Raw genomic sequence first — 18,366 nt, forward strand, 5'->3', positions numbered from 1 at the left:
CACCTCCGGGCGCGGGCGACAAAACAAACGCTTGTTTGGTGGCCTCCAAAATAGCAGAAAATGGGGGCTTTTTCGCCCGCACGACCTGCGCGGGCGCCTGTGCTCACCGCCGTTCCTTAAAGGCCACGTCAGCCTTCACCCGTCATCATGAGGAACACATGACGAAGCATCGTTGGTCTCCGGTTTCGCTGCCGCCCCCCCGAAACACCGGGAGCGTACAGGTCGTCAACCTGTTGCCGGTGGCGGCGGGCATCATCGCCATCCTGCTGGCACTAAGTTTTTTCGGACAGGTGGGGGCAGCGCTGCTGGTGATCACGCTGGCCCTGATTCTCGCCACGGCACTCAACCCGGTGGCCCGCTGGCTGGAACACTGGCTGCCGCGCCCCGTCGCCGGCGCCCTGACGGTCGTGCTGGTGGTGCTGGTGCTGGCCCTGCTCGGCCTGATTGCCGTGCCGCCGCTCATCGCACAGGGCAGCATGCTGGTGAGCAGCCTGCCCAACAGCGTGCCGGCTCTGGAACAGCGGCTCAATACCCTGATCAACCGCTATCCCGCCATCGACGCGGTGCTCACCGAGGCATCCGTTCACCGGCTGATCGAGCAGGCCGGGGACTTTACCACCTCCGCCGCCAAGCGGCTGCCCAACGTCGTGTCCACCGTCGTGGGCGGGCTGTTCATGGGCCTGGTGATGCTGGTGATGGTGGTGTTCGTGCTGAGCAACCCGGTGCCGCTGGTCAACGGCGTGCTGGGCGCGGTGCCGCCGCGTCACCGCCTGCCCGCCGCCCGCGCCCTGGCGCAGATTCTCAAGCAGCTCGGCGCCTGGGGCCGCGCCACCGTCCTCGTCATGCTGGTTACAGGGGCCTGCACCGCGCTCGGGCTGATGCTGCTGAAGGTGGACAACTGGCTGATTTTCGGCATTCTGGCCGCGCTGGGCGAACTCGTGCCCAACATCGGACCGATTGTGGCGACCATTCCCTCGGTGCTGTTCGCCGCTGCCGACGACCCGCAAAAGGGCCTGTACGTCGCGCTGTTCGTTTTCGCGTTTCAGCAGGTGTCGGGCTTCGTGCTGGGGCCGTTTCTCCTCGGCGGCGCGGGCAAGTTGCACCCGCTGTCGGTCACGGTGGGCGTGCTGCTGTTCGGCAGTGTGTTCGGCATCGTGGGGGCCTTTCTGACGGTCCCTTTTCTCATCATCATCAAGGCCATCTACCAGGAGTTCTACCTGCAAGACGCCCCCGACATCCCCGACGCGGTGGCGATGGCGCTGATCAGCGGCAAGGTGGAGGAGCAGCTCGACCGCGAGGAAGAAGAAAAGGCCGAGGCCGAAAAAGCCGAGCAGGAAGCCAAGGAAGCCGAGCTGAGCCGCCAGATGGAAGAAGGGGACCTCGACCTCGCGGCGGCGCTCGAACAACCCGACAGTGAGGAAGAGCGGCAGCCGGTTTCGCCTGCGGCGGCCCCGGACAAGCTCCGCCCGTCCTGAACTCGCCCCCCAACGCAGGAGCAGAGAGAGGGCGCCGCGAAGTCAATCCACGCGCGGCGCCCTCTCTCTGCCCCCAGCGACCTGTTACCTGAGCAGGTCCTGCTCCTCCATCTCGCGGCGCAGCTCCTCGCGGGCTTCGGCGCGGGCCTGCTCGACCAGCGTGCTGCGGACATTGCGGGCGGCCCGAACGGTAAAGAGCATCACCAGTCCGGCGAACAGCAGGGTGAAGTACAGGTAGACGCTCGGCACTTCCACGCCGAAAGCACCCACCACCAGCGAGGACCCCACCAGCAGCAGGAAGGCGGTCGCCAGCAGCTTGACCGGCAGATGCTCGTCCATGAAGCGGCTGATGGCCCCACTGGCGGCGATCATGACCAGCATGGAGAGAATGACCGCCGTCGCCATGACCGGGAAGTTGCCGCTGACACCCACCGCCGTAATCACGCTGTCGAGGCTGAACACGAGGTCGATCAGCGGAATCTGAAGCAGCGCCGAGGCCAGCGAAATCGGCTGGCGGCTGGCGGGGTCGGTGCCCAGCGGGTCGGCGGCCATGCTGCTCATCTCGCGCACGCTCTTGACCATCAGAAACAGGCCCCCGGCGAGCAGCACGAGGTCACGCACGCTCAGGCCGTGACCGAACACGGTCGCCACCGCCTGCGTCAGCCCGGTCAACCACGTCACGCTGGCGAGCAGGGCCAGCCGGGTGACCACCGCCAGTCCCAGCCCCAGCGTGCGCCCCAGGGCCTGCTGCCGCTGCGGCAGACGAGAAGCCAGCAGGGTAATGAAAATGATGTTGTCGATTCCCAGCACGAGTTCGAGCAGGGTCAGGCTCAGCACGCCCACCAGGGCCTCGGGGGTACTCAGGGCAGACAGAACGTCAAGCATCGCACCCGCAGTGTAGGCCCTCTCCTGGCCGGGCCGCGCCTCCACCGAAAGTCGGATGTTCGGGGCCGGAGCGCGGCCTACACTGACCCCATGTCGAAAAAACTCTCTCTCCTGCTTCCCCTTCTCGCTTCTTCTGCCCTGGCCCAGACCGTGCCTGCGGCGCCCACCGTGACGCTCAGTGGCCCCGCCCCCACCCCGGCGCAGGCGCAGAAACTCGCCGAGCGGCTGCTGCTCAGCAACTTCGGCCCCGGTTCGCAGGCTGAAGTCACCTACGGCCTGCCCGCCGCGCTGCCGCTCAAGCTCCCGGCGCCGTTCGAGGTGGCGGCAACAGTCCGCGCCAAATATCCGGGAAACGGCACGGCTTTTTACCGGGTCTTCGCCAGTGCGCCGCTGGGCGCCTCCGCTGCCCGCGACACCCTGCAAGCCCAACTCACGGCGCAGGGCTGGAAAATGCAGCAATCCGGCCAACCCATCGGCTTCGAGGGCAACTACCAGCCCAACTTTCTCAACTTCTACCGTGAAGGCAGCACGCCCTTTGCCCTGAACGCCACAGTCATCTCTACCGGCAAGAGCAGCAACGTGGAAATCGTCCTCAATCCCATCGGCCAGCAGCAACTCGCGCAACTGAAAAAGCAGCCGAATTACATGCCGCGTTCCAGCCTGCCGCTCTTACGTGCCCTGCCCGGCAGCAAGAGTGCGGTCAAGTACCCCGCCACCGGCCCCTCCGGCAGCCTGAGCAGCGTGTGGGTGCAGACCGACAAGGCGGCGGGCGAGGTGTTCAACCACTACTCGGCGCAACTGAAGGCGGCGGGCTGGAAGGCCCTGACCGACACGGCCACCGGGCCGCTGCGGGTGGTGACCTACGGCCTGAAAGACCTCAACGGGCGCGAGGCCCTCGGCACGCTGGGCATCCGGCCCTGGGAAAAGGACGGCGGCTACGTCCTGACCGTCAGCGTGCAGGGGTTCAAGCCCTGAGAAAGCCTACCTCCCGTCCCTAAATCTTTTCCCCTGCCCTCTTCCCGCTCTGGCCCCTGACGCCGGGGCGGGGCGGCCTTTAGCCTGGGCGGATGCGCCGCGTTCTTGCCACCTTCGCCCTGGTTTCCGGTGTGGCCCTGTGGCCCTGTGCCCTGGCCGCCCCCCGTGCCCAGACCACCTCGGGCAAGGTCACGTATATCGCCCGGCCCGGCGCCCTCGTCGCGCAAAAGGGCGGGCGGGAAATGTGGCGCAACAAGGGCCTGTTCCGGGAAGCGCAGACGCTCGAAGTGCTGGTCAGCGGCGGCAAACTGCTGGTCCTGAGCAGCGAGGGCAAAAGCCGCCGCGCTTCCCTCACCGCGTTTGCCCCAGGCACCGGCAAGCGGCTGTGGCAGACCCCCATTTCCGACGAGGACTCCACCGACCTCGACCTGCGCGGCGTCACGGCGGGCACGGTGCTGGTCACGGCGGTCTGGGGGCCGCCCCGGATTCCCCGCGTGATCGTGGCGGGGCTTGAGGGCGGCGAAATCCGGTTCAAAAAGCCAGGCGAGTTGCTGGGGTACACCGGCAAATACGCCGTGCTGCTCGATTACGGCCTGAATCTGGAGGTTCCCACCGGGGCCTGGCTGCCGCTGGTGCGCCTCGACCTCGAACAGGCCCGGCGCACCTACATCGGCCTCACGCTTCCCGAGCGGCCCGGCTGCGGCAAGGTGCTCTCGCGTCAGGCCGGCAAGAGCAACCTGAAGTACGACAACCGCTTCGTAACGGCGCTGCGCCAGGACGACTGCGGCCTGTTCACGGCCAAGGTGGACTGGTACGGCAAGGCGGGGCAAAAGCCGATCATCAACCCGCCCAGAGGGCGCTGACCTCCAGGGGCCGCTTTCCTGGCGCGTCGGTGGGAGCATGTCGTCGCAGGCAAACTGACGCGGCACGTCACCTTCCTGACGGTGGGCTGAATCACTATTAATGTTCCAGCCTGTTTCGCTCATGGCCCGTCACTTTCGCCCGCTTAATCTCTTTCCCGGAGGACGACATGAAAAAGTTTCTGATGATTCCGGTGGCCCTGCTGGCCAGCTCCGCATTCGCCGCCCCTAAGATCAGCGCCCAGAGCATCATCGTGAACCCCACCCAGCCTGACCTGAGCGTCAGCGTGCGCGTGGACAAGGACAACACCGGCAACGCCAACCCCGTGTACATCGACGGTGAATCCATCCGGATCAGCACCACCGTCAACCGCGACGCCTACGTCTACCTGTTCAACGTGGACAGCAGCGGCGAAGTGACCCAGATTCTCCCCAACCGCCTGAGCAACAGCGGCGGCAACTTCGTCAAGGCGAACACCACTGTCTCCTTCCCCGCGCAGGGCGACAACTTCACCTTCAACGTGGCCGGCCCCGTGGGTCTGAACAAGGTCCTGGCCCTCGCCAGCCTCGAGCCGCTGAACCTCGACCAGATCACCTCGTTCAAGACCACCCAGGACCAGTTCGCCACGGCCTCGACCCGTGGTCAGGACCAGCTGGCCCAGGCCCTGAGCATCGTGGTCAACCCCATTCCCCAGAACAGCTGGGTGAGTGACACCGCGTTCTTCAGCGTCGCTTCCCGCGCTCCCGTGACCACCGGCAGCCTGTTCGTGGGCACCAACGTCCCCGGCAGCAGCGTGATCATCAACGGCCGCACCCTGGGCGCCGCCAACACCACCTACAGCGGCATCGCCCCCGGCAGCTACCCCGTGCGCGTCAAGGCTCCCGGCTTCGCCGACTACACCACCACCATCACCGTGCGTGCCAACACCACCACGAACCTGAACGTGGAGTTCAACCGCACCGCGACCCCCGCGCCCGCCCCTGTGGTCAGCACCTACAGCTTCGTCGTGCGCAGCAGCGTGAACGGCGCCCGCGTGTTCGTGGACGGCGTGGAAGCGGGCACCATCCGCAACGGCAGCCTGGCCCTGAACGTCGCCCGTGGCAGCCACGAAGTCGTGATCATCGCCCCCGGCTACCGCACCTTCGTCAACACCTACAACGTGACCCAGAACGCCTCGGTCACCATCACCCCCGCTCGCTGAGCTGTCCTGAGCGCCAAAGCCCCCTCCCCGTCGCGGGTGGGGGTTTTTTACGTGGCAGCCTCTTATGGATACCGTGCAAAGTTGGTCACAAGCCTCGTGCGCCGACTGGCACTGAGCCATGAAGAGGCTGTTCAGAGCCCATAGCTCATAGCTCATGGCAAAGGGAATGTGGCTTCTCGACAGGTGCTACGGACATGCCGCGTTCTCAATCAAGCGGGAGCACCACTCAACCCGGCCCCTGCTCCAGCAGGTCGTGCAGCACCCGCGCCGTCATGCCCCAGATGTCGAAGCCGCGCCAGGGGTAACGGTAGAGCGGCACCTCGGTTCCGTCAGGCAAGGTGCGGCGTTCGCGGACCAGCGGCAGCGCCCGAAGCTCGGCCAGCGTGGGCGTGATGATCTGCGCCACCTCGGGCGTGACGCAGAGGGTCTCCAGCGTTTCAGGTGCGACGCGCCCCAGCACGGGCGTCACGTGAAAGCCCACCGGGGTAAACACGTCGTCGAGTTCCCCCAGCAGCGTGACCCGGCGGGGGTCGAGGCCCACTTCCTCGTCGGCTTCGCGCAGGGCGGCCTGGGTGGGCGTCTCGCCCGCGTCGAGGCTGCCGCCCGGAAAAGCGATCTGGCCCTTGTGGGTCGGCAGGTCGCCCGAGCGCACGGTGAGCAGCACGCGGGGGTCGGCCTCGCGGGTCAGGGCGACCAGCACGGCGGCGCGGCGGTAGTGCGGCAGGTCGAGCGCGGTGCGGGTGCGGCCCGAGAGCCACAGCGCCCAGGGGTCGGCCTGCACGTCGTCCAGTGGGTCGTGGTGCAGGGGGCCGGTCATCGCGCCTCGTCCGGCAGAGCGGCGAGGGTCCGGGCCGTGTGCGCCCGCAGCGCGACCTCGGGGTCCACGCCCAGCCCTCTGGCCCAGGCGACGGCAGCGGCCAGGACCTCGGCCACGCCACCTTCGCTGTCGGGGGCGGCGTTCAGGGCGGCGGCGACCCCCTCACGACCCGTTTTGGCTGTTCCAGCAATTTTTTGCGTCTTGGCTTCGCGGGCGAGTGCCCCGAGCGCGGCGGGCACGCGGTCGGCGGCGCTGCGGGGCTTTCCCCCACGCTCGGCGGCCTTGATCGCCTGCCAGTTGCTTACGACCTCCTCGCTGCCGCTCACCTGCGTTTGCCCGAAGACGTGGGGGTGACGGCGAACGAGCTTGTCCACGATGCCGCGCTCGACCTCGGCATACGAAAATGTCCCTTCGCCCTCGGCAATCACCGAGTGGAAGGCGACCTGAAGCAGCACGTCACCCAGTTCGTCGGCGAGCGCCTGCGGTCCCTGGGCCACCGCGTCGACTGCCTCAGCCGCTTCTTCGAGCAGGTAGAGACGCAGCGTCTCGTGGGTCTGTTCCTGGTCCCAGGGGCAGCCCCCCGGCCCGCGCAGGCGGCGCATGACGGTCAGCAGCTCTTGCATGGCTGCGAGTCTAGTCCAGCGTCAGCTGCATAAACACCACGTCCAGCCAGCGCCCGAACTTGCGCCCCACCTGCCGGAAGTGCGCGACTTCCTCGAAGCCCAGGCGACGGTGAAACGCGAGGCTCCCGGCATTGTCGGCGTCGATGCCGCCCAGCATCACATGCAGGCCCTGCTCACGGGCGGCAGCGATCAGGGGCGTCATCAGCGCCCGTCCCAGGCCCGCGCCCTGGTGTCCTTCACGCACGTAGACGCTGTGCTCGACGGTGGCGGCGTACCCGGCTTTTTCCCGGAACGGCCCGTAGGAGGCGAAGCCCAGCACCTCTGCCCCCTCGCCCTCGGCCACCAGCACGGGAAAGCCCGATTGCTGCCGGGCGCTGAACCAGCTCAGCCGCGAGTCGAGCGAAACGGGTTCGAGGTCGTAGGTCGCGGTGGTGTGAAGCACGGCGTGGTTGTAGATGTCGAGAATGCCGGGCACGTCGGCAAGCACGGCGGGACGGACGCGGAAGGTCATGCCCAGAGGAAAGCACGGCGGTCCGCAGCGGGCGCGGCAGCGGTCTATCTGCACTCTCTGCGCCGCCTTTCCCAAGTCCCCTTGAAAGAATTGCAATCCGCCGGCCCGCTGCGGCGCGGCACACTCCTGTCATGGCCCAGAAAACGCTGAAGGCGCTCGCGCAGGACATGCGCGGCATTGACCTGTGCATGTTCGCCACCCACACTTCACACGGGCACATCGCGCAGCGCCCCATGAGCAACAACGGGGAAGTCGAGTACGACGGCAACTCGTACTTTTTCACCTGGAAGGACTCGCGCACCGTGCAGGACATCGAGAAAGACGCCAAGGTCAGCCTCGGCTTTCAGGGCAAGGGCGGCCTGTTCGTGGCAGTCGAGGGCCGCGCCACCGTTACCGAGCACCGGCCCACCATGCAGCCGCACTGGACGCCGGACCTGGGCCAGTGGTTCGAGCAGGGCCTGGACACGCCGGGTCTGTGCATGATTCGGGTCGAGGCTCTCCGCATCGCCTACTGGCAAAACGGCGACGAGGGCGAAATCAAGCCCTGATACGGATTCCGATTGAATCTGGTAGTTTCAGATTCAATCCGAGCGGATGCGAGTAGGAAAAAATACGGATTCCGCGATATGGATGCACAGGCGGCGCTTTCCCGACTGTGCAGGAATGAAGCGGAATCCGTATGAGCGGGACAACCCGGAACTGTGACGCCTCCGCCCAGTGCCGGTGCGGAGGCGCTTTTCTTTTTGCTCTCAACCCGCGTCAGAATTGCAGGGCGTACTTGGTGCCGTTTTCGCCCGTGCATTCTCCGAAGCCGCGCTCGCGGGCGTCCACCGTGAGGGTGCAGGTCAGGGTGCGGACACGGGCGCCGGCGGTGCGGGCAATCAGGTTGCCGCTGTAGCTCACCTCGGCGGGACGGGGGCTGTCGAGGCGGGTGTCCCAGCCGAGCGCCGCCTGCCCAGCGTCGCCGGGTCGGGTGCTGCCGCCCACGCCCACGCTCAGGCCCCAGCCTGCGGGCAGGGCAGCACCGGCGCGGCCCACCACCTGCGAGCGGCCCCGGTAGGTCTGCCCGCCGATTTCGATGGTCACGTTGTCGGGCGCGAAGGGGTCGGCCACCACCGGACGCAGGGTGCCGCGCACGATGGACACCGTGCCTTCCTCGCCGGTGCTGCCGTTGACGATGCGCCCGAGTTGCGGCCCCGTCACCGCCGGAGCGCAGGAACCGAGCGCGACGACCAGGGGCACGAGCAGCGCGAAACGTTTCATGGCGTCAGTGTAGAGAAGCGCCCGCACCCGCAGATGAGGCGGCGGGGAAGGGCCGCACGTAGGGCAGCCACCACTCCGGCGGCACCGGGCGGCTGAGGGTGTCCGACTGCCAGACGCGGTCAAAGGTCGCTTCCTGCTGCGAAACGGCCTGCAGGTCGTCGGTGACGAGCGCCGCCTCGTTCAGCCCCAGCGGACCCCAGGCGCTGAAATGAAAGTTCATGCTGCCGACCAGGGCCAGTTCGCGGTCGAAGGTCACGGTCTTGTCGTGCATGGTGAAGGTGACGAAGCGGGCCTCGAACAGATGCTCCAGCCCGCGCCGCCGCGCCTCGGCCCGCAGCAGCGCCACGCCCGCACGGTTGCCGGGCCGCTCCAGGCCGGAGCTGTTGGGCATCAGCAGCACCCGCACCCGCACGCCGCGTTCCAGCGCCCCCAGCAGCGCCCGCAGGTAGACCGGAAAACCGGGCGCATCGGCCCCGCACCCGTCCGGCCCCAGGTGCGCCCCCCAGCAGACCGGCTCGGGGCTGAAGTCCACCTGCATCAGGTCGATGCTGCGCCGCGCCGCCGCGATGAGGGCGAGGTGCCCCCGGTCGGCCTGGTCGTCACCGGGACGGCGGTAGAGCAGGTAGCCCCGTGCCTGCCCCGCCGGAAGCGCGAACTGCGCGGCGAGGGGATGACTGGGCGCCTCGGCGCGTCCCAGCGCACAGCGGGCGAACACGTCCACCGGCAGCACGTCCGGCGGGCAGTGAAGCTGCTGCGAGTGCCGCCACAGGTCGTCGAACGCCGCCACCCCCGCCTGCGCCACCGGCCCGCGCATCCGCAAGCCCACGTCGTGCTGCGAGTTGCCCCCTTCCGAGCGGGGCAGTTGCGTCCAGCTGAAGTTGTAGCCCGCCACCGTGAGGTCCTGACCGTCGATCACATGCAGTTTGACGTGGCTGTGCGGAAAGTACGGATAATTGAGGATGCTCACACGCCAGCCGAGCGCCGGGTCGCTGAGCGGCACCCCGCGCAGCCGCAGGTCACGGGCGAGGGACAGGGCCTGCGTGCCGCCGTCCACCGTGCGCACGAGGTCGGGGTAGCCGCCCAGCGAAAACCGCACCGCCATGCCCTGCGGGTAGTCGGCGGGGCGTGCCCGGACCTGCGCGTAGAGGTCGGCCACCGCGCCCGCCACCGTGCTGCCGGGCAACCCCAGGCCGAAGTCCCACTGCATGTTGGCGACCAGCACCTCGCTGCGGGCGGCCCGAATCTGGGCGGCGAGGTCGTCGAAGGCGTCGTGCAGAAGTGCGGGGCTGCGCGGCGTGCGCGGCAGGCCGACAAAAGCGTTGTGGCAACTCAGGTCGGTGCGGGTGCCGCCTGCCGTGGTCACGTCCCAGACGACCCGTTGCAGCGGGCTTTGCGGCGCAGCGCAAGCGGGTGCGAACAAAGGCTGCGCGGGCCGCACCGGACCCAGGCCCACGGGAACCCCCTGCAGGCCCTGCGCGTGCCCCAGCCCACTTCCCAGCAGTGCGAGCGCCGCGAGCAGCCTGTGCCGCCGACGCCCCCGGGACAGGAGCCAGGAACGCAGTCGTCTCATCGGACGCCAGCATAGGGGCGGCACCTGACGAAGTTCTGTGGCCTGGCCCGGAGTCTGCGCCCGGAGTCTGGCCCCGGAATCTGCCCGGCGTCCGGCACGTCCCTGCACACCGGGGCCGTCTGATACGGATTCCGCTTAATTCCTGCACAGTCGGGAAAGCGCCGCCTGTGCATCCATATCGCGGAATCCGTATTTTTTCCTACTCGCATCCGCTCTGCTGCGCAGCTTTGCAAGTCGGATTGAATCTGAAACTACCAGATTCAATCGGAATCCGTGTGATACGGGACGGAATTACTCTCCGACGGTGGACAGGGCTTCGGCCCGTCCGCCCACCCAGACGGCTTCACCGGGCACCGAAAACTGTGCGGTGAGCAGGGCAGGCTGGCCCGGTTGCCGCTGCGCCGCCCGCAGGACGTTGCTGCCCTCGGGCCACTGCCCGCGCTCCCCCAGCACCGCGACCAGACAGGCGCCCATGTTGCTGCTCGCGGCGTCCTCCAGAAAGCCCCGCTGTGGCCCGAAGGCCCGGAAGCTCACGTCGGCGCGGCGCTGCGGTCCCTCGTCAGGTGCCGCCAGGGTGTAGAGCACCAGCCCGGTGCTCCGGGCCATTTCACCGACAGCGACGATGGCCCCGGCGTCCGGCACGTACCCGTCCAGAGCATCGAGGTCCGGCACCTCCAGCACCAGGTTGGGCCGCCCGGCGCTCGACAGGTGGGCGCTGACGACATGGACCCCCAGCCGCCGCGAGAGTTCAGGCAGCCCCAGCGGACACGACGACACCTGCGGCGCTCCCTGCGAGAGCAGCCACTCGCCGCCGCACAGTTGCGCGGAGGTGCGGCTTTCGCCGGTCTGCACCTCGGCAAAGTCGGCCAGCAGGCCCTGACTTTGCAGCCAGCTCAGCGCCGCCACGCTCGCCGAGTCGCTTTCGCCCTTCTCGCGCTGCGGGGTAAAGGTGCGCAGCCGCACCCCTTCCAGCCCCGCCGCCTCGACAAAGACACTCAGGGGCGTGCCTGCGCCTGCCGCCCGTGCCTGAAGGTCGCCTGCCGCGTCCCCAAAGACGCTGACCTGCTTGCCCCCGTCCTGTCTCCCCCCGTTCAGGCCACGCGGCGCGAAGACGCGGAAGCGGACGGGAAGCGGCGCTGCGGCCTCCTCCGCGTTCACGAGGCGGCGGACTCGCCTTCCAGCCGCGTCTCGACCACGATTTCGCTGTTCAGGCTGGCGGCCACCGAGCAGTATTTTTCGTGACTCAGGTGCGCGGCCTTGTTCAGGGCCTCGGCACTTACGCCCTCACCCGCCGCGATGTGACGCACGGTGATGCGGGTATAGCGTTTGGGGTCGGTGTCGGCCCGCTCGCCCTCGACCTCGATGCGGTAGCTGGCGAGCGGCGTGCGGCGCTTTTTCATGATCTCGACCACGTCGTAGGCGGTGCAGGTCGCCAGCGCGCCGAGCAGGGCTTCCATGGGCGAGACGCCCACCTTGACCGGGCTGTTGTCGATCAGGAGCTGGTGCCCGCTTTCGCTCACGCCGAGGTAACGCTGCTCACCGAGCCAGGTGACGTTCAGGGTCTTTTTGCTGCTCATGGCGCGAGGATAGCGGGTGCGGCGCACGAACAATGAAAGGCACGTCTACTAACCTTTGCTACTGACCTTTGCGCTTCACCTGAACGACTTCCCGGTCAGGCGAAGTCCTCGTCCTCGTCGGCGTCGTCCGGCAGGGGCAGGCGAACGCGGAAGGTGGCCCCACCGCCGGGGGTGTCGAACACGTCGATGGCGCCCGAGTGCGCGGTCACGACCTGCTGCGCGATGGTCAGGCCCAGTCCCGCCGAGCCTGCTTCCTTGCCCCGGTAGAACTTGTCGAAGATGCGCGGCTTGATGTCGTCGGGCACGCCGGGGCCGTGGTCGATCACCAGCGCCTCGACCTCGCCGGGACGCAGCCGCAGCTCGATCCTGACCTTGTCGGGGCCGCCGCTGACGCGGATGCCGTTGCTCACGAGGTTGGCGAACACCTGGGTCAGCCGCCCCGGGTCCCCCACGATTTCGCAGTCGGGCACGTCGGCCTGCACGCCGTAGTCGCGTCCGACCTGCCGCAGCACGTTGCCCAGGTTGACGAAATGCATCTCGATGCTCTGGACGAGTTCGCCGCGCGAGAGTTGCAGCAGGTCGTTGACCAGCCGGGTCATGTTCTCGGCGACGCGCTGCGCGTCTTGCAGGACCTGCGAGCCTCCCGCCTCACGTTCGGCGCGGCGCAGGTAGCCCAGCAGCGCGGTGAGCGGGGTTCGCAGTTCGTGGCTGGTTTCGGCCAGAAAGGTCTTTTGCAGGTTGAGCGCTTCCTCGAGTTGCCGGGCCTGCACCTCCAGGCGCTGGTTCTGGCGCTCGGTGGTGCCGCGCAGCCGCTCGACCTCCTCCAGCCGCAGTTGCAGGCTGGCGTTCAGGGCGCGGACTTCCTGCTCGGCCCGTTCGCGCGAGAGCCGGGCGTCGGCCTCGGCCAGGGCGCGGGTCACGGCGGGGGCGAGGCGCTCGAGCCGCGCCTTGAGGATGTAGTCGGTCACGCCCTGGCGCAACGTGTCGACCGCCACCTCCTCTCCCATCGCCCCGGTCACGATGATGAACGGCAGGTTGGGTTCCAGCGTGTGCGCCGCGTGAAACGCACTCAGGCCGTCGTAGCCCGGCAGCGCGTAGTCGCTCAGGACGATGTGCGGCGGCGAGTCGCGCAGGGCACCCAGAAAGCCTTCCTCGTCCTCCACCCGCTGAATGGTGAAGTCACGGCCCAGGTCACTGCCCAGCGCCATGCTGACCAGCTCGTGGTCGAGTTCGCTGTCTTCGAGGTGAAGAATGCGCAGGGGGGGAAAGGACGGACTCAAGACTCGCCTGCCTGACGCAGCGGCAGCACGACGGTGAAGGTCGCGCCCTCGCCGGGCACCGAGGACCCGCTGACCTGACCGCCGTGACGGCTGACGATCCGGCGCACGTTGGCGAGGCCGATGCCGATGCCGTCGAATTCTTCGGCACGATGTAGACGCTGAAACACGCCGAACAGTTTATCGCTGTATTTGGGGTCGAAGCCCACGCCGTTGTCGGTCACGGTGATGCGGGCCGCTCCGTCTTCCTCGGCGGCGGCCACCACGATTCGCGCGACCTCGCGGGTGCGGCTGTACTTGAGCGCGTTGGACAGCAGGTTCTGGAACACCAGTTCGAGCAGCGCCGGGTCGCCGGGCACCTGCGGCAGCGGCTGAAGCGTGAGCTGCACCTCGCGCCCCTGCCGGTCGGGTTCCAGGGTCTGCCACACCCGTCCCACCAGTTCATCCAGATTGACCGGCACCAGACGCAGCGGTTGGCGGCCCATACGTGAAAACTCCAGCAGCGAGTCGATCAGCCCACTCATGCGCCCGGCGGCGTCGGTGATGACCCCCAGGTAACGCTGGCTCTTGGGACTCAGCACCTCGGCGCTGTCCTTGCGCAGCAGGTCGCCGAAGCCCACGATGTGCCGCAGCGGGGTGCGCAGGTCGTGGCTGACCGAGTAGCTGAAGGCCTCCAGCTCGCGGTTGGCTTCTTCCAGTTCCAGCGTGCGGCGCTGCACCCGTTCTTCCAACGACTGGTTGAGCTGGCGCAACTCCTGCTGCGCTCTGGCGGCCTGCTCACGCAGCGCGTCGTTTTCCAGCGCGGTGGTCAGGCGCGAGGCGAGTTCGAGAATCAGTTCGTGGTCGCGGTCGTGCAGCGGATGGCGGTGGGCCACCCCCAGCACCCCGTGAAGGGTGCCGTCCAGCCCCACCAGCGGTTGCAGCAGCCCGCCCGACACCTCGACGGCGTGCAGCAGCGGATGGGTCAGCACGTACTCCGGCTCGCGGGTGACCGCCGCGCGGTAGGCCAGTCGCTGCACCACCCTGACGATATGCAGCAGTCGCCAGTTGGGGTTGACGGCGCACGAAGCCAGCTCGACGACGTGCTCGTCCGCGCCCGGCGGCGTCTCGCCCGCTTGCAGACGCGGCACGGTCCAGATCGCCGCCGCTTCCATCAGGCGCGAGGTGAGCAGGCCGAGCACCGCCTCGTAACGCTCGCGGCGCACCGCCAGCGGGTCACTGGCCCGGACCACCAGCGCCTCGGTCACGTCGGCCAGCAGCCGCGCCGCATTTTCGGCGTACACGCTGTCGTCGACATCGGTGGTGGTGCCGACCCATTCGAGCACCCGGTCTTGCCCCCGCCAGATGGGCAGGCCACGGGTCACGAAGGTGCGGTACTCGCCGCGCTCGCTGCGCAGGCGGTGTTCGGCCTCGAAGGGGTGCCCGCTGCTCAGGGCCTGTGACCAGCGCAGGCGGTACTCGGCGCGGTCGTCCGGGTGCAGCGCGGCAATCAGGTCGGCGCCGTCCTGTTCGCCCACGTACTCCTTCCAGCGGCGGTTGAAGTAGGTGGTCTGCCCCTGCGCGTCGGCCAGCCACACGATCTGAGGCATGCCCTCGACCACGCCCCGGTAACGCGCCTCGTTGGTCTGGGCGTCACGCTCGGCCAGCACGCGGTCATGAATATCCGTGGCACTTGCCACCCACTCGCGGACCTGACCGCTTTCGTCCAGCAGCGGCGCCACCCGCACCTCGAACCAGCGGCGCTGCTTGCCGTCCGGCCCCACACCGATCTGCACGGTGCTCTGGGCGCTGCTCAGGTGGATATACGCTTCCTTCCACATCTGGTCGTAGGTGGGCACGTCGGCCGGGTCGAGTCGGCTGCGCACGCCCAGTCCTCCCAGGCGGTCACGGTGCTGCGTGTTGACGTAGGTGGTTTCTCCCTGCGGGCTGCTCACCCACAGCATGTGAGGAATGGTGTCCAGAATCGCCCGCGAACGCCGCTCCTCGTCGCGCACGGCCTGGTCGGCGCTGACGCGTTCGGACACGTCACGCACGACCTCGAGGTGCCCCAGCAGCCTGTGACCGGGGCCGAACACCTCGTTGCGCTGCGCCTCGCCGTAAAAGCGGGTGCCGTCGCTGCGCTGGTAGGGCGTGGTGATCGCCCGGAAACTGGCGCGGTCGTCCAGCCGCCGGTCCACGTGCAGCAGGGTCAGGGGCCGGCCCACCAGTTCAGACGCCGGGGTGCGGAACTGCTCGGTCATGGCGCGGTTGACCAGCCGCACCCGCCCCTGGTCGTCGGTGAAGGCGGCGGCGTCCTGCATCGCCTGAAAAATCGCCTCGAACTCGGCGCGGGCCTGCTGCTGACGGCGCTCCAGGTCGCTGAGTTCGCGGGTGGTGGCCTCGGCACTCTCGCGGGCGACCACCTGGGCGCGGCTGATGAGGAAGGCGACCCCCGACGCCACCAGACCCAGCAGCGCCAGCAGCGGCGAGAGCCAGTTGAGCGGCTCAGTGGCGAAGGTGGCCGGCGGCGCGTAGGACACCTGCCAGGTCTGCCCGGCCAGTTGCAGGGGCGGCTGCGTGACCAGCCCCGGCGGAGACACTGGCCCCAGCAGCGACGTTTCCAGCATGGACTGGCCCGTGTTCTCCGTGCCCAGCAGGGGGCGCCCGGCAAGCAGGATGCGTGAGGTGGGGCGGTCCAGCCCGTAACTCTGATCCAGCGAGCGCACGAACTCGGCCGAGCGAATCGCCAGATACACGAACCCCAGCAGTTGCCCCTGCGGCGTGGCGGCGCGGCCCTCCGTGGCCTGCCACACCGGCAGCATCAGGAGAAAGCCGCTCTGGGCCGTTCCGTTTTCGCCTCCCTGCACCAGTCGCAGCGGATAGGTGGCGTGCATGCCCTGATGGGTGCGTCCGGCTTCCATCGCGGCGCGGCGCAGAGGCTCGCTGTACATGTCGAACCCCAGCGCCCGCAGGTTGACGGCCGTCGGCGGCGCGATGAACTGGATGAGCGCGCGGTAGGGCTGCGAGGTCTGCGCGGGAAAAATCGGGATGCCCACGTCTGCGACGCCGTTCTCCACAGGTGAGCGGCTGCTGGGCGAAAGCCGCGCCGGAGTGACGCTGCTTTCGCTCCAGCGCACGAACCCCAGCGCCTGCACGTCGGGGTAGCGCTCCCCCAGGTCCAGCCCGGCGGTAAAGGCCCGGAAGCGTGGGGGCGTCGGCGGCTCCGCCTGCGACAGCCAGAAGGCGCGGGTGGCGACCAGCAGCTTGCCGAAGCCGTCGACCCGGCCCCTGAGCGCCGAGGTGTGCGCGGTAATCTCGCGGGCAAAGCGGGCCTGCTGCTGCTCATGCGTCAGCCGCGACACCAGCGCCGCCGCCGTGAGCGAGGACACCAGCACCACGCCCATCAACATCAGCGGCATCCAGTGCATCCACGGCGAAAGCCGCGCCATCAGCCGCGCCCATCCGCCTTTTCGGTCCTCGCTGACCCGGCCGCTCATGCCGACTCCGGCCCCGGTCGCTGCGCTGCGTCTGGGGCATCCGGGGAGTTCAGGGCCTCCAGAAACACCGACACCGGCACGTCTGCCCCGGTCCACGCGGCAAAGGCCAGCCGCGCCTGATGTGCCAGCATTCCCAGGCCGTTTTCGGCAGGCAGCCCGGCGGCCTGGGCGTCGCGCAGCAGCCGGGTTCGGCGCGGCTGGTAGACCATGTCGTAGACCCCCGCACGGGACGGCAGCCGCCCGAAATCGAAGTCGGGCAGCGGCGTCTCGTCGGGGCGGTCCAGTCCGGCGCTGCTGCTGTTGATGACCAGGCCGACCTGCGCCCAGGGCACCTCGTCCAGCTCGGCGGCCCGGACCTGCCCGCCCCCCTGCCAGCTCGCGGCGAGCGCTCGTGCCCGCGCCGGGGTGCGGTTGACCACCCAGACCTCCAGGCCAAGGGCGACAGCAGCGTAGGTGGCCGCCCGCGCCGCGCCCCCCGCGCCCAGCACGACCACCCGGTCAGCGGCGCCCAGACCAGCGGTCAGCCCGGCGTCTTCCAGCGCCCGCAGCAGGCCGGGCGCGTCGGTGTTGTCGCCGTGCAGCTCACCATCGCGGTGAATCACGGTGTTGACCGCGCCGATGGTCCGGGCCGCGTCCGAGAGCCGGTCGAGCAGCGGGAGCGCCGTTTCCTTGTGCGGCAGGCTGAGGTTGGCCCCCAGAACGCCGGGGGTGCGCAGCCGGGCCAGGGCCGCAGGCAATTCGGCGGGCGGAACACGCTCGGCCTCGTAGCTGCCGCTCAGGCCTGCCCAGATGAAGGCGGCGCGGTGCATCCTGGGCGAGAGCGAGTGCGCCGCCGGGTCGGCGTACAAAAAAGCGCGGCGCGGGCCGGACAGAGGGGCAGGCGCAGCAGGGGCGGGCACAGTCACGCGGCACAGTGTAAAGGCCCTAGGCTGACTCTCTCCGTAAAAAAGCCTGTGTCAGACCAAAGCCTTCCCTAATCTGGCCTCATCCTTTCATGAGAGGGGGGGCGTAGGCTGCTCAGTATGTTTGAACGCGATGAACATCACTTTCCCGTGAAGCGCCTGTTGCTGCTCGGTGCCCTGGTGGGTGCCGGTGCGTACTACCTGAGCCGCGAGCAAAACCGCAAGGCGCTCGACGCCAAGCTGGCCGAACTCGGCCTGAAAGACGCCGCGCAGGACGTGGGCAGCAGCGTGACCAAGGGCTGGGAGAAGACCAAGGACGCCGCCCAGAGTGCTGGCGCGGTCATCGCCGACAAGGCGCAGGACGTGGTGGGGAAGGCCCAGGACGCCGCCGGTGAAGTGAAGGCCGCCGTGTCGAGCGCCGCCGCCGATGTCAAGGACGCGGGCAAGGACGTGGCCGCCGCCGCCAAGGACAAGGCGCAGGACGTGGGCCAGAATGTCAAGCGCGAAGCCGCCGACCTCGCCGACAAGGCGCAGGACAAAGCCCAGGACCTCAAGGCCGACGCTGCCCAGGCCGCCGAGCAGGCGAAAGACAAGGCCCAGGACGCCGCCCGTGACGTGAAGGCCGGAGCGCAGCAGGTCGCCGCCGATGTCAAGGACAAAGCCCAGGATGTCAAGCAGGACGCTGCCAAAGTCGTGGACCAGGCCAAGGACAAGGCGCAGGACACGGCGCGTGACGTGAAGGCCGGGGCGCAGCAGGTCGCCGCCGACGTCAAGGACAAGGCCCAGGACGTCAAGCAGGACGCCCAGGCCGCCAAGACCGATGTGGACGCCAAGGCCAAGAGCTGGGCCTTCGACCTGCGCACCGACGCCGAAGCCAACAAGCAGAGCGGTCAGGGCAGCGCGGGCAACAGCAACACCGGCAACCGCAAGAACTGAGTTCGGCTCGGTTTCTG

Annotated in this window: 17 protein-coding genes; 6 read left to right on the plus strand and 11 right to left on the minus strand. The window is 68.5% G+C overall.

Going from position 1 to position 18,366, the window contains the following annotated elements; translation table 11 throughout:
• Positions 1-158 precede the first annotated feature (158 nt).
• On the plus strand, positions 159-1,475 hold the full coding sequence (locus G6R31_RS06155; protein ID WP_017869928.1) for an AI-2E family transporter: 1,317 nt from the start codon (positions 159-161) through the stop codon (positions 1,473-1,475).
• Between the two features lie 84 nt (positions 1,476-1,559).
• On the opposite strand, the gene G6R31_RS06160 is transcribed toward G6R31_RS06155, so the two are convergent.
• The gene (locus tag G6R31_RS06160) at positions 1,560-2,360 is read right to left on the minus strand and encodes a TerC family protein (protein WP_017869929.1); all 801 of its coding nucleotides are present in this window, start codon (positions 2,358-2,360) and stop codon (positions 1,560-1,562) included.
• A 90-nt stretch (positions 2,361-2,450) separates the two neighbouring features.
• On the opposite strand from G6R31_RS06160, the gene G6R31_RS06165 reads away from it, so the two are divergent.
• From G6R31_RS06165 to G6R31_RS06175, 3 genes are all read left to right on the plus strand, one after another.
• Positions 2,451-3,335: a hypothetical protein gene (locus G6R31_RS06165; protein WP_017869930.1), complete on the plus strand. Its 885-nt coding sequence runs from the start codon at positions 2,451-2,453 to the stop codon at positions 3,333-3,335.
• Between the two features lie 92 nt (positions 3,336-3,427).
• On the plus strand, positions 3,428-4,198 hold the full coding sequence (locus G6R31_RS06170) for a PQQ-binding-like beta-propeller repeat protein (RefSeq protein ID WP_017869931.1): 771 nt from the start codon (positions 3,428-3,430) through the stop codon (positions 4,196-4,198).
• Positions 4,199-4,365: 167 nt separating this feature from the next.
• Complete coding sequence (locus G6R31_RS06175) at positions 4,366-5,397, plus strand: PEGA domain-containing protein (protein ID WP_017869932.1); 1,032 nt, start codon at positions 4,366-4,368, stop codon at positions 5,395-5,397.
• A gap of 226 nt (positions 5,398-5,623) precedes the next feature.
• On the opposite strand, the gene G6R31_RS06180 is transcribed toward G6R31_RS06175, so the two are convergent.
• The 3 genes from G6R31_RS06180 to G6R31_RS06190 are packed head-to-tail and all read right to left on the minus strand — an operon-like array spanning position 5,624 to position 7,348.
• Positions 5,624-6,214: an NUDIX hydrolase gene (locus tag G6R31_RS06180; RefSeq protein WP_017869933.1), complete on the minus strand. Its 591-nt coding sequence runs from the start codon at positions 6,212-6,214 to the stop codon at positions 5,624-5,626.
• Complete coding sequence (locus G6R31_RS06185; RefSeq protein ID WP_017869934.1) at positions 6,211-6,837, minus strand: MazG family protein; 627 nt, start codon at positions 6,835-6,837, stop codon at positions 6,211-6,213. The genes G6R31_RS06180 and G6R31_RS06185 overlap by 4 nt, the downstream gene beginning before the upstream one ends.
• A 10-nt stretch (positions 6,838-6,847) precedes the next feature.
• Complete coding sequence (locus G6R31_RS06190; protein WP_017869935.1) at positions 6,848-7,348, minus strand: GNAT family N-acetyltransferase; 501 nt, start codon at positions 7,346-7,348, stop codon at positions 6,848-6,850.
• Positions 7,349-7,479: 131 nt separating this feature from the next.
• Here G6R31_RS06190 and G6R31_RS06195 point away from each other — a divergent pair, with 131 nt between their 5' ends.
• Positions 7,480-7,896, plus strand: coding sequence for a pyridoxamine 5'-phosphate oxidase family protein (locus G6R31_RS06195; RefSeq protein WP_017869936.1), 417 nt, complete (start codon positions 7,480-7,482; stop codon positions 7,894-7,896).
• Between the two features lie 211 nt (positions 7,897-8,107).
• On the opposite strand, the gene G6R31_RS06200 is transcribed toward G6R31_RS06195, so the two are convergent.
• From G6R31_RS06200 to aroE, 7 genes are all read right to left on the minus strand, one after another.
• Positions 8,108-8,611 carry a hypothetical protein gene (locus G6R31_RS06200; protein WP_017869937.1) on the minus strand — a complete coding sequence of 168 codons (504 nt, stop codon included), beginning with the start codon at positions 8,609-8,611 and terminating at the stop codon, positions 8,108-8,110.
• Between the two features lie 4 nt (positions 8,612-8,615).
• Positions 8,616-10,181, minus strand: a complete 1,566-nt coding sequence (locus tag G6R31_RS06205; protein ID WP_017869938.1) for a phospholipase D-like domain-containing protein — start codon at positions 10,179-10,181, stop codon at positions 8,616-8,618.
• A 291-nt stretch (positions 10,182-10,472) separates the two neighbouring features.
• Positions 10,473-11,339 carry a PhzF family phenazine biosynthesis protein gene (locus G6R31_RS06210; protein WP_017869939.1) on the minus strand — a complete coding sequence of 289 codons (867 nt, stop codon included), beginning with the start codon at positions 11,337-11,339 and terminating at the stop codon, positions 10,473-10,475.
• A complete protein-coding gene (locus G6R31_RS06215; protein WP_017869940.1) occupies positions 11,336-11,758 on the minus strand; it encodes an OsmC family protein in 423 nt (140 codons plus the stop codon). Before G6R31_RS06215 ends, G6R31_RS06210 begins: the two co-directional genes overlap by 4 nt.
• A gap of 95 nt (positions 11,759-11,853) precedes the next feature.
• Positions 11,854-13,038 carry a hybrid sensor histidine kinase/response regulator gene (locus G6R31_RS06220; RefSeq protein ID WP_017869941.1) on the minus strand — a complete coding sequence of 395 codons (1,185 nt, stop codon included), beginning with the start codon at positions 13,036-13,038 and terminating at the stop codon, positions 11,854-11,856.
• A complete protein-coding gene (locus G6R31_RS06225; protein WP_017869942.1) occupies positions 13,035-16,511 on the minus strand; it encodes a PAS domain S-box protein in 3,477 nt (1,158 codons plus the stop codon). The genes G6R31_RS06220 and G6R31_RS06225 overlap by 4 nt, the downstream gene beginning before the upstream one ends.
• Positions 16,508-17,416, minus strand: coding sequence for a shikimate dehydrogenase (gene aroE, locus G6R31_RS06230; RefSeq protein WP_229659257.1), 909 nt, complete (start codon positions 17,414-17,416; stop codon positions 16,508-16,510). Before aroE ends, G6R31_RS06225 begins: the two co-directional genes overlap by 4 nt.
• Positions 17,417-17,533: 117 nt before the next feature.
• On the opposite strand from aroE, the gene G6R31_RS06235 reads away from it, so the two are divergent.
• On the plus strand, positions 17,534-18,349 hold the full coding sequence (locus G6R31_RS06235; protein WP_017869944.1) for a hypothetical protein: 816 nt from the start codon (positions 17,534-17,536) through the stop codon (positions 18,347-18,349).
• Positions 18,350-18,366: the final 17 nt, after the last annotated feature.

Source organism: Deinococcus wulumuqiensis R12, assembly GCF_011067105.1.
Taxonomy (GTDB): Bacteria; Deinococcota; Deinococci; order Deinococcales; family Deinococcaceae; genus Deinococcus; species Deinococcus wulumuqiensis.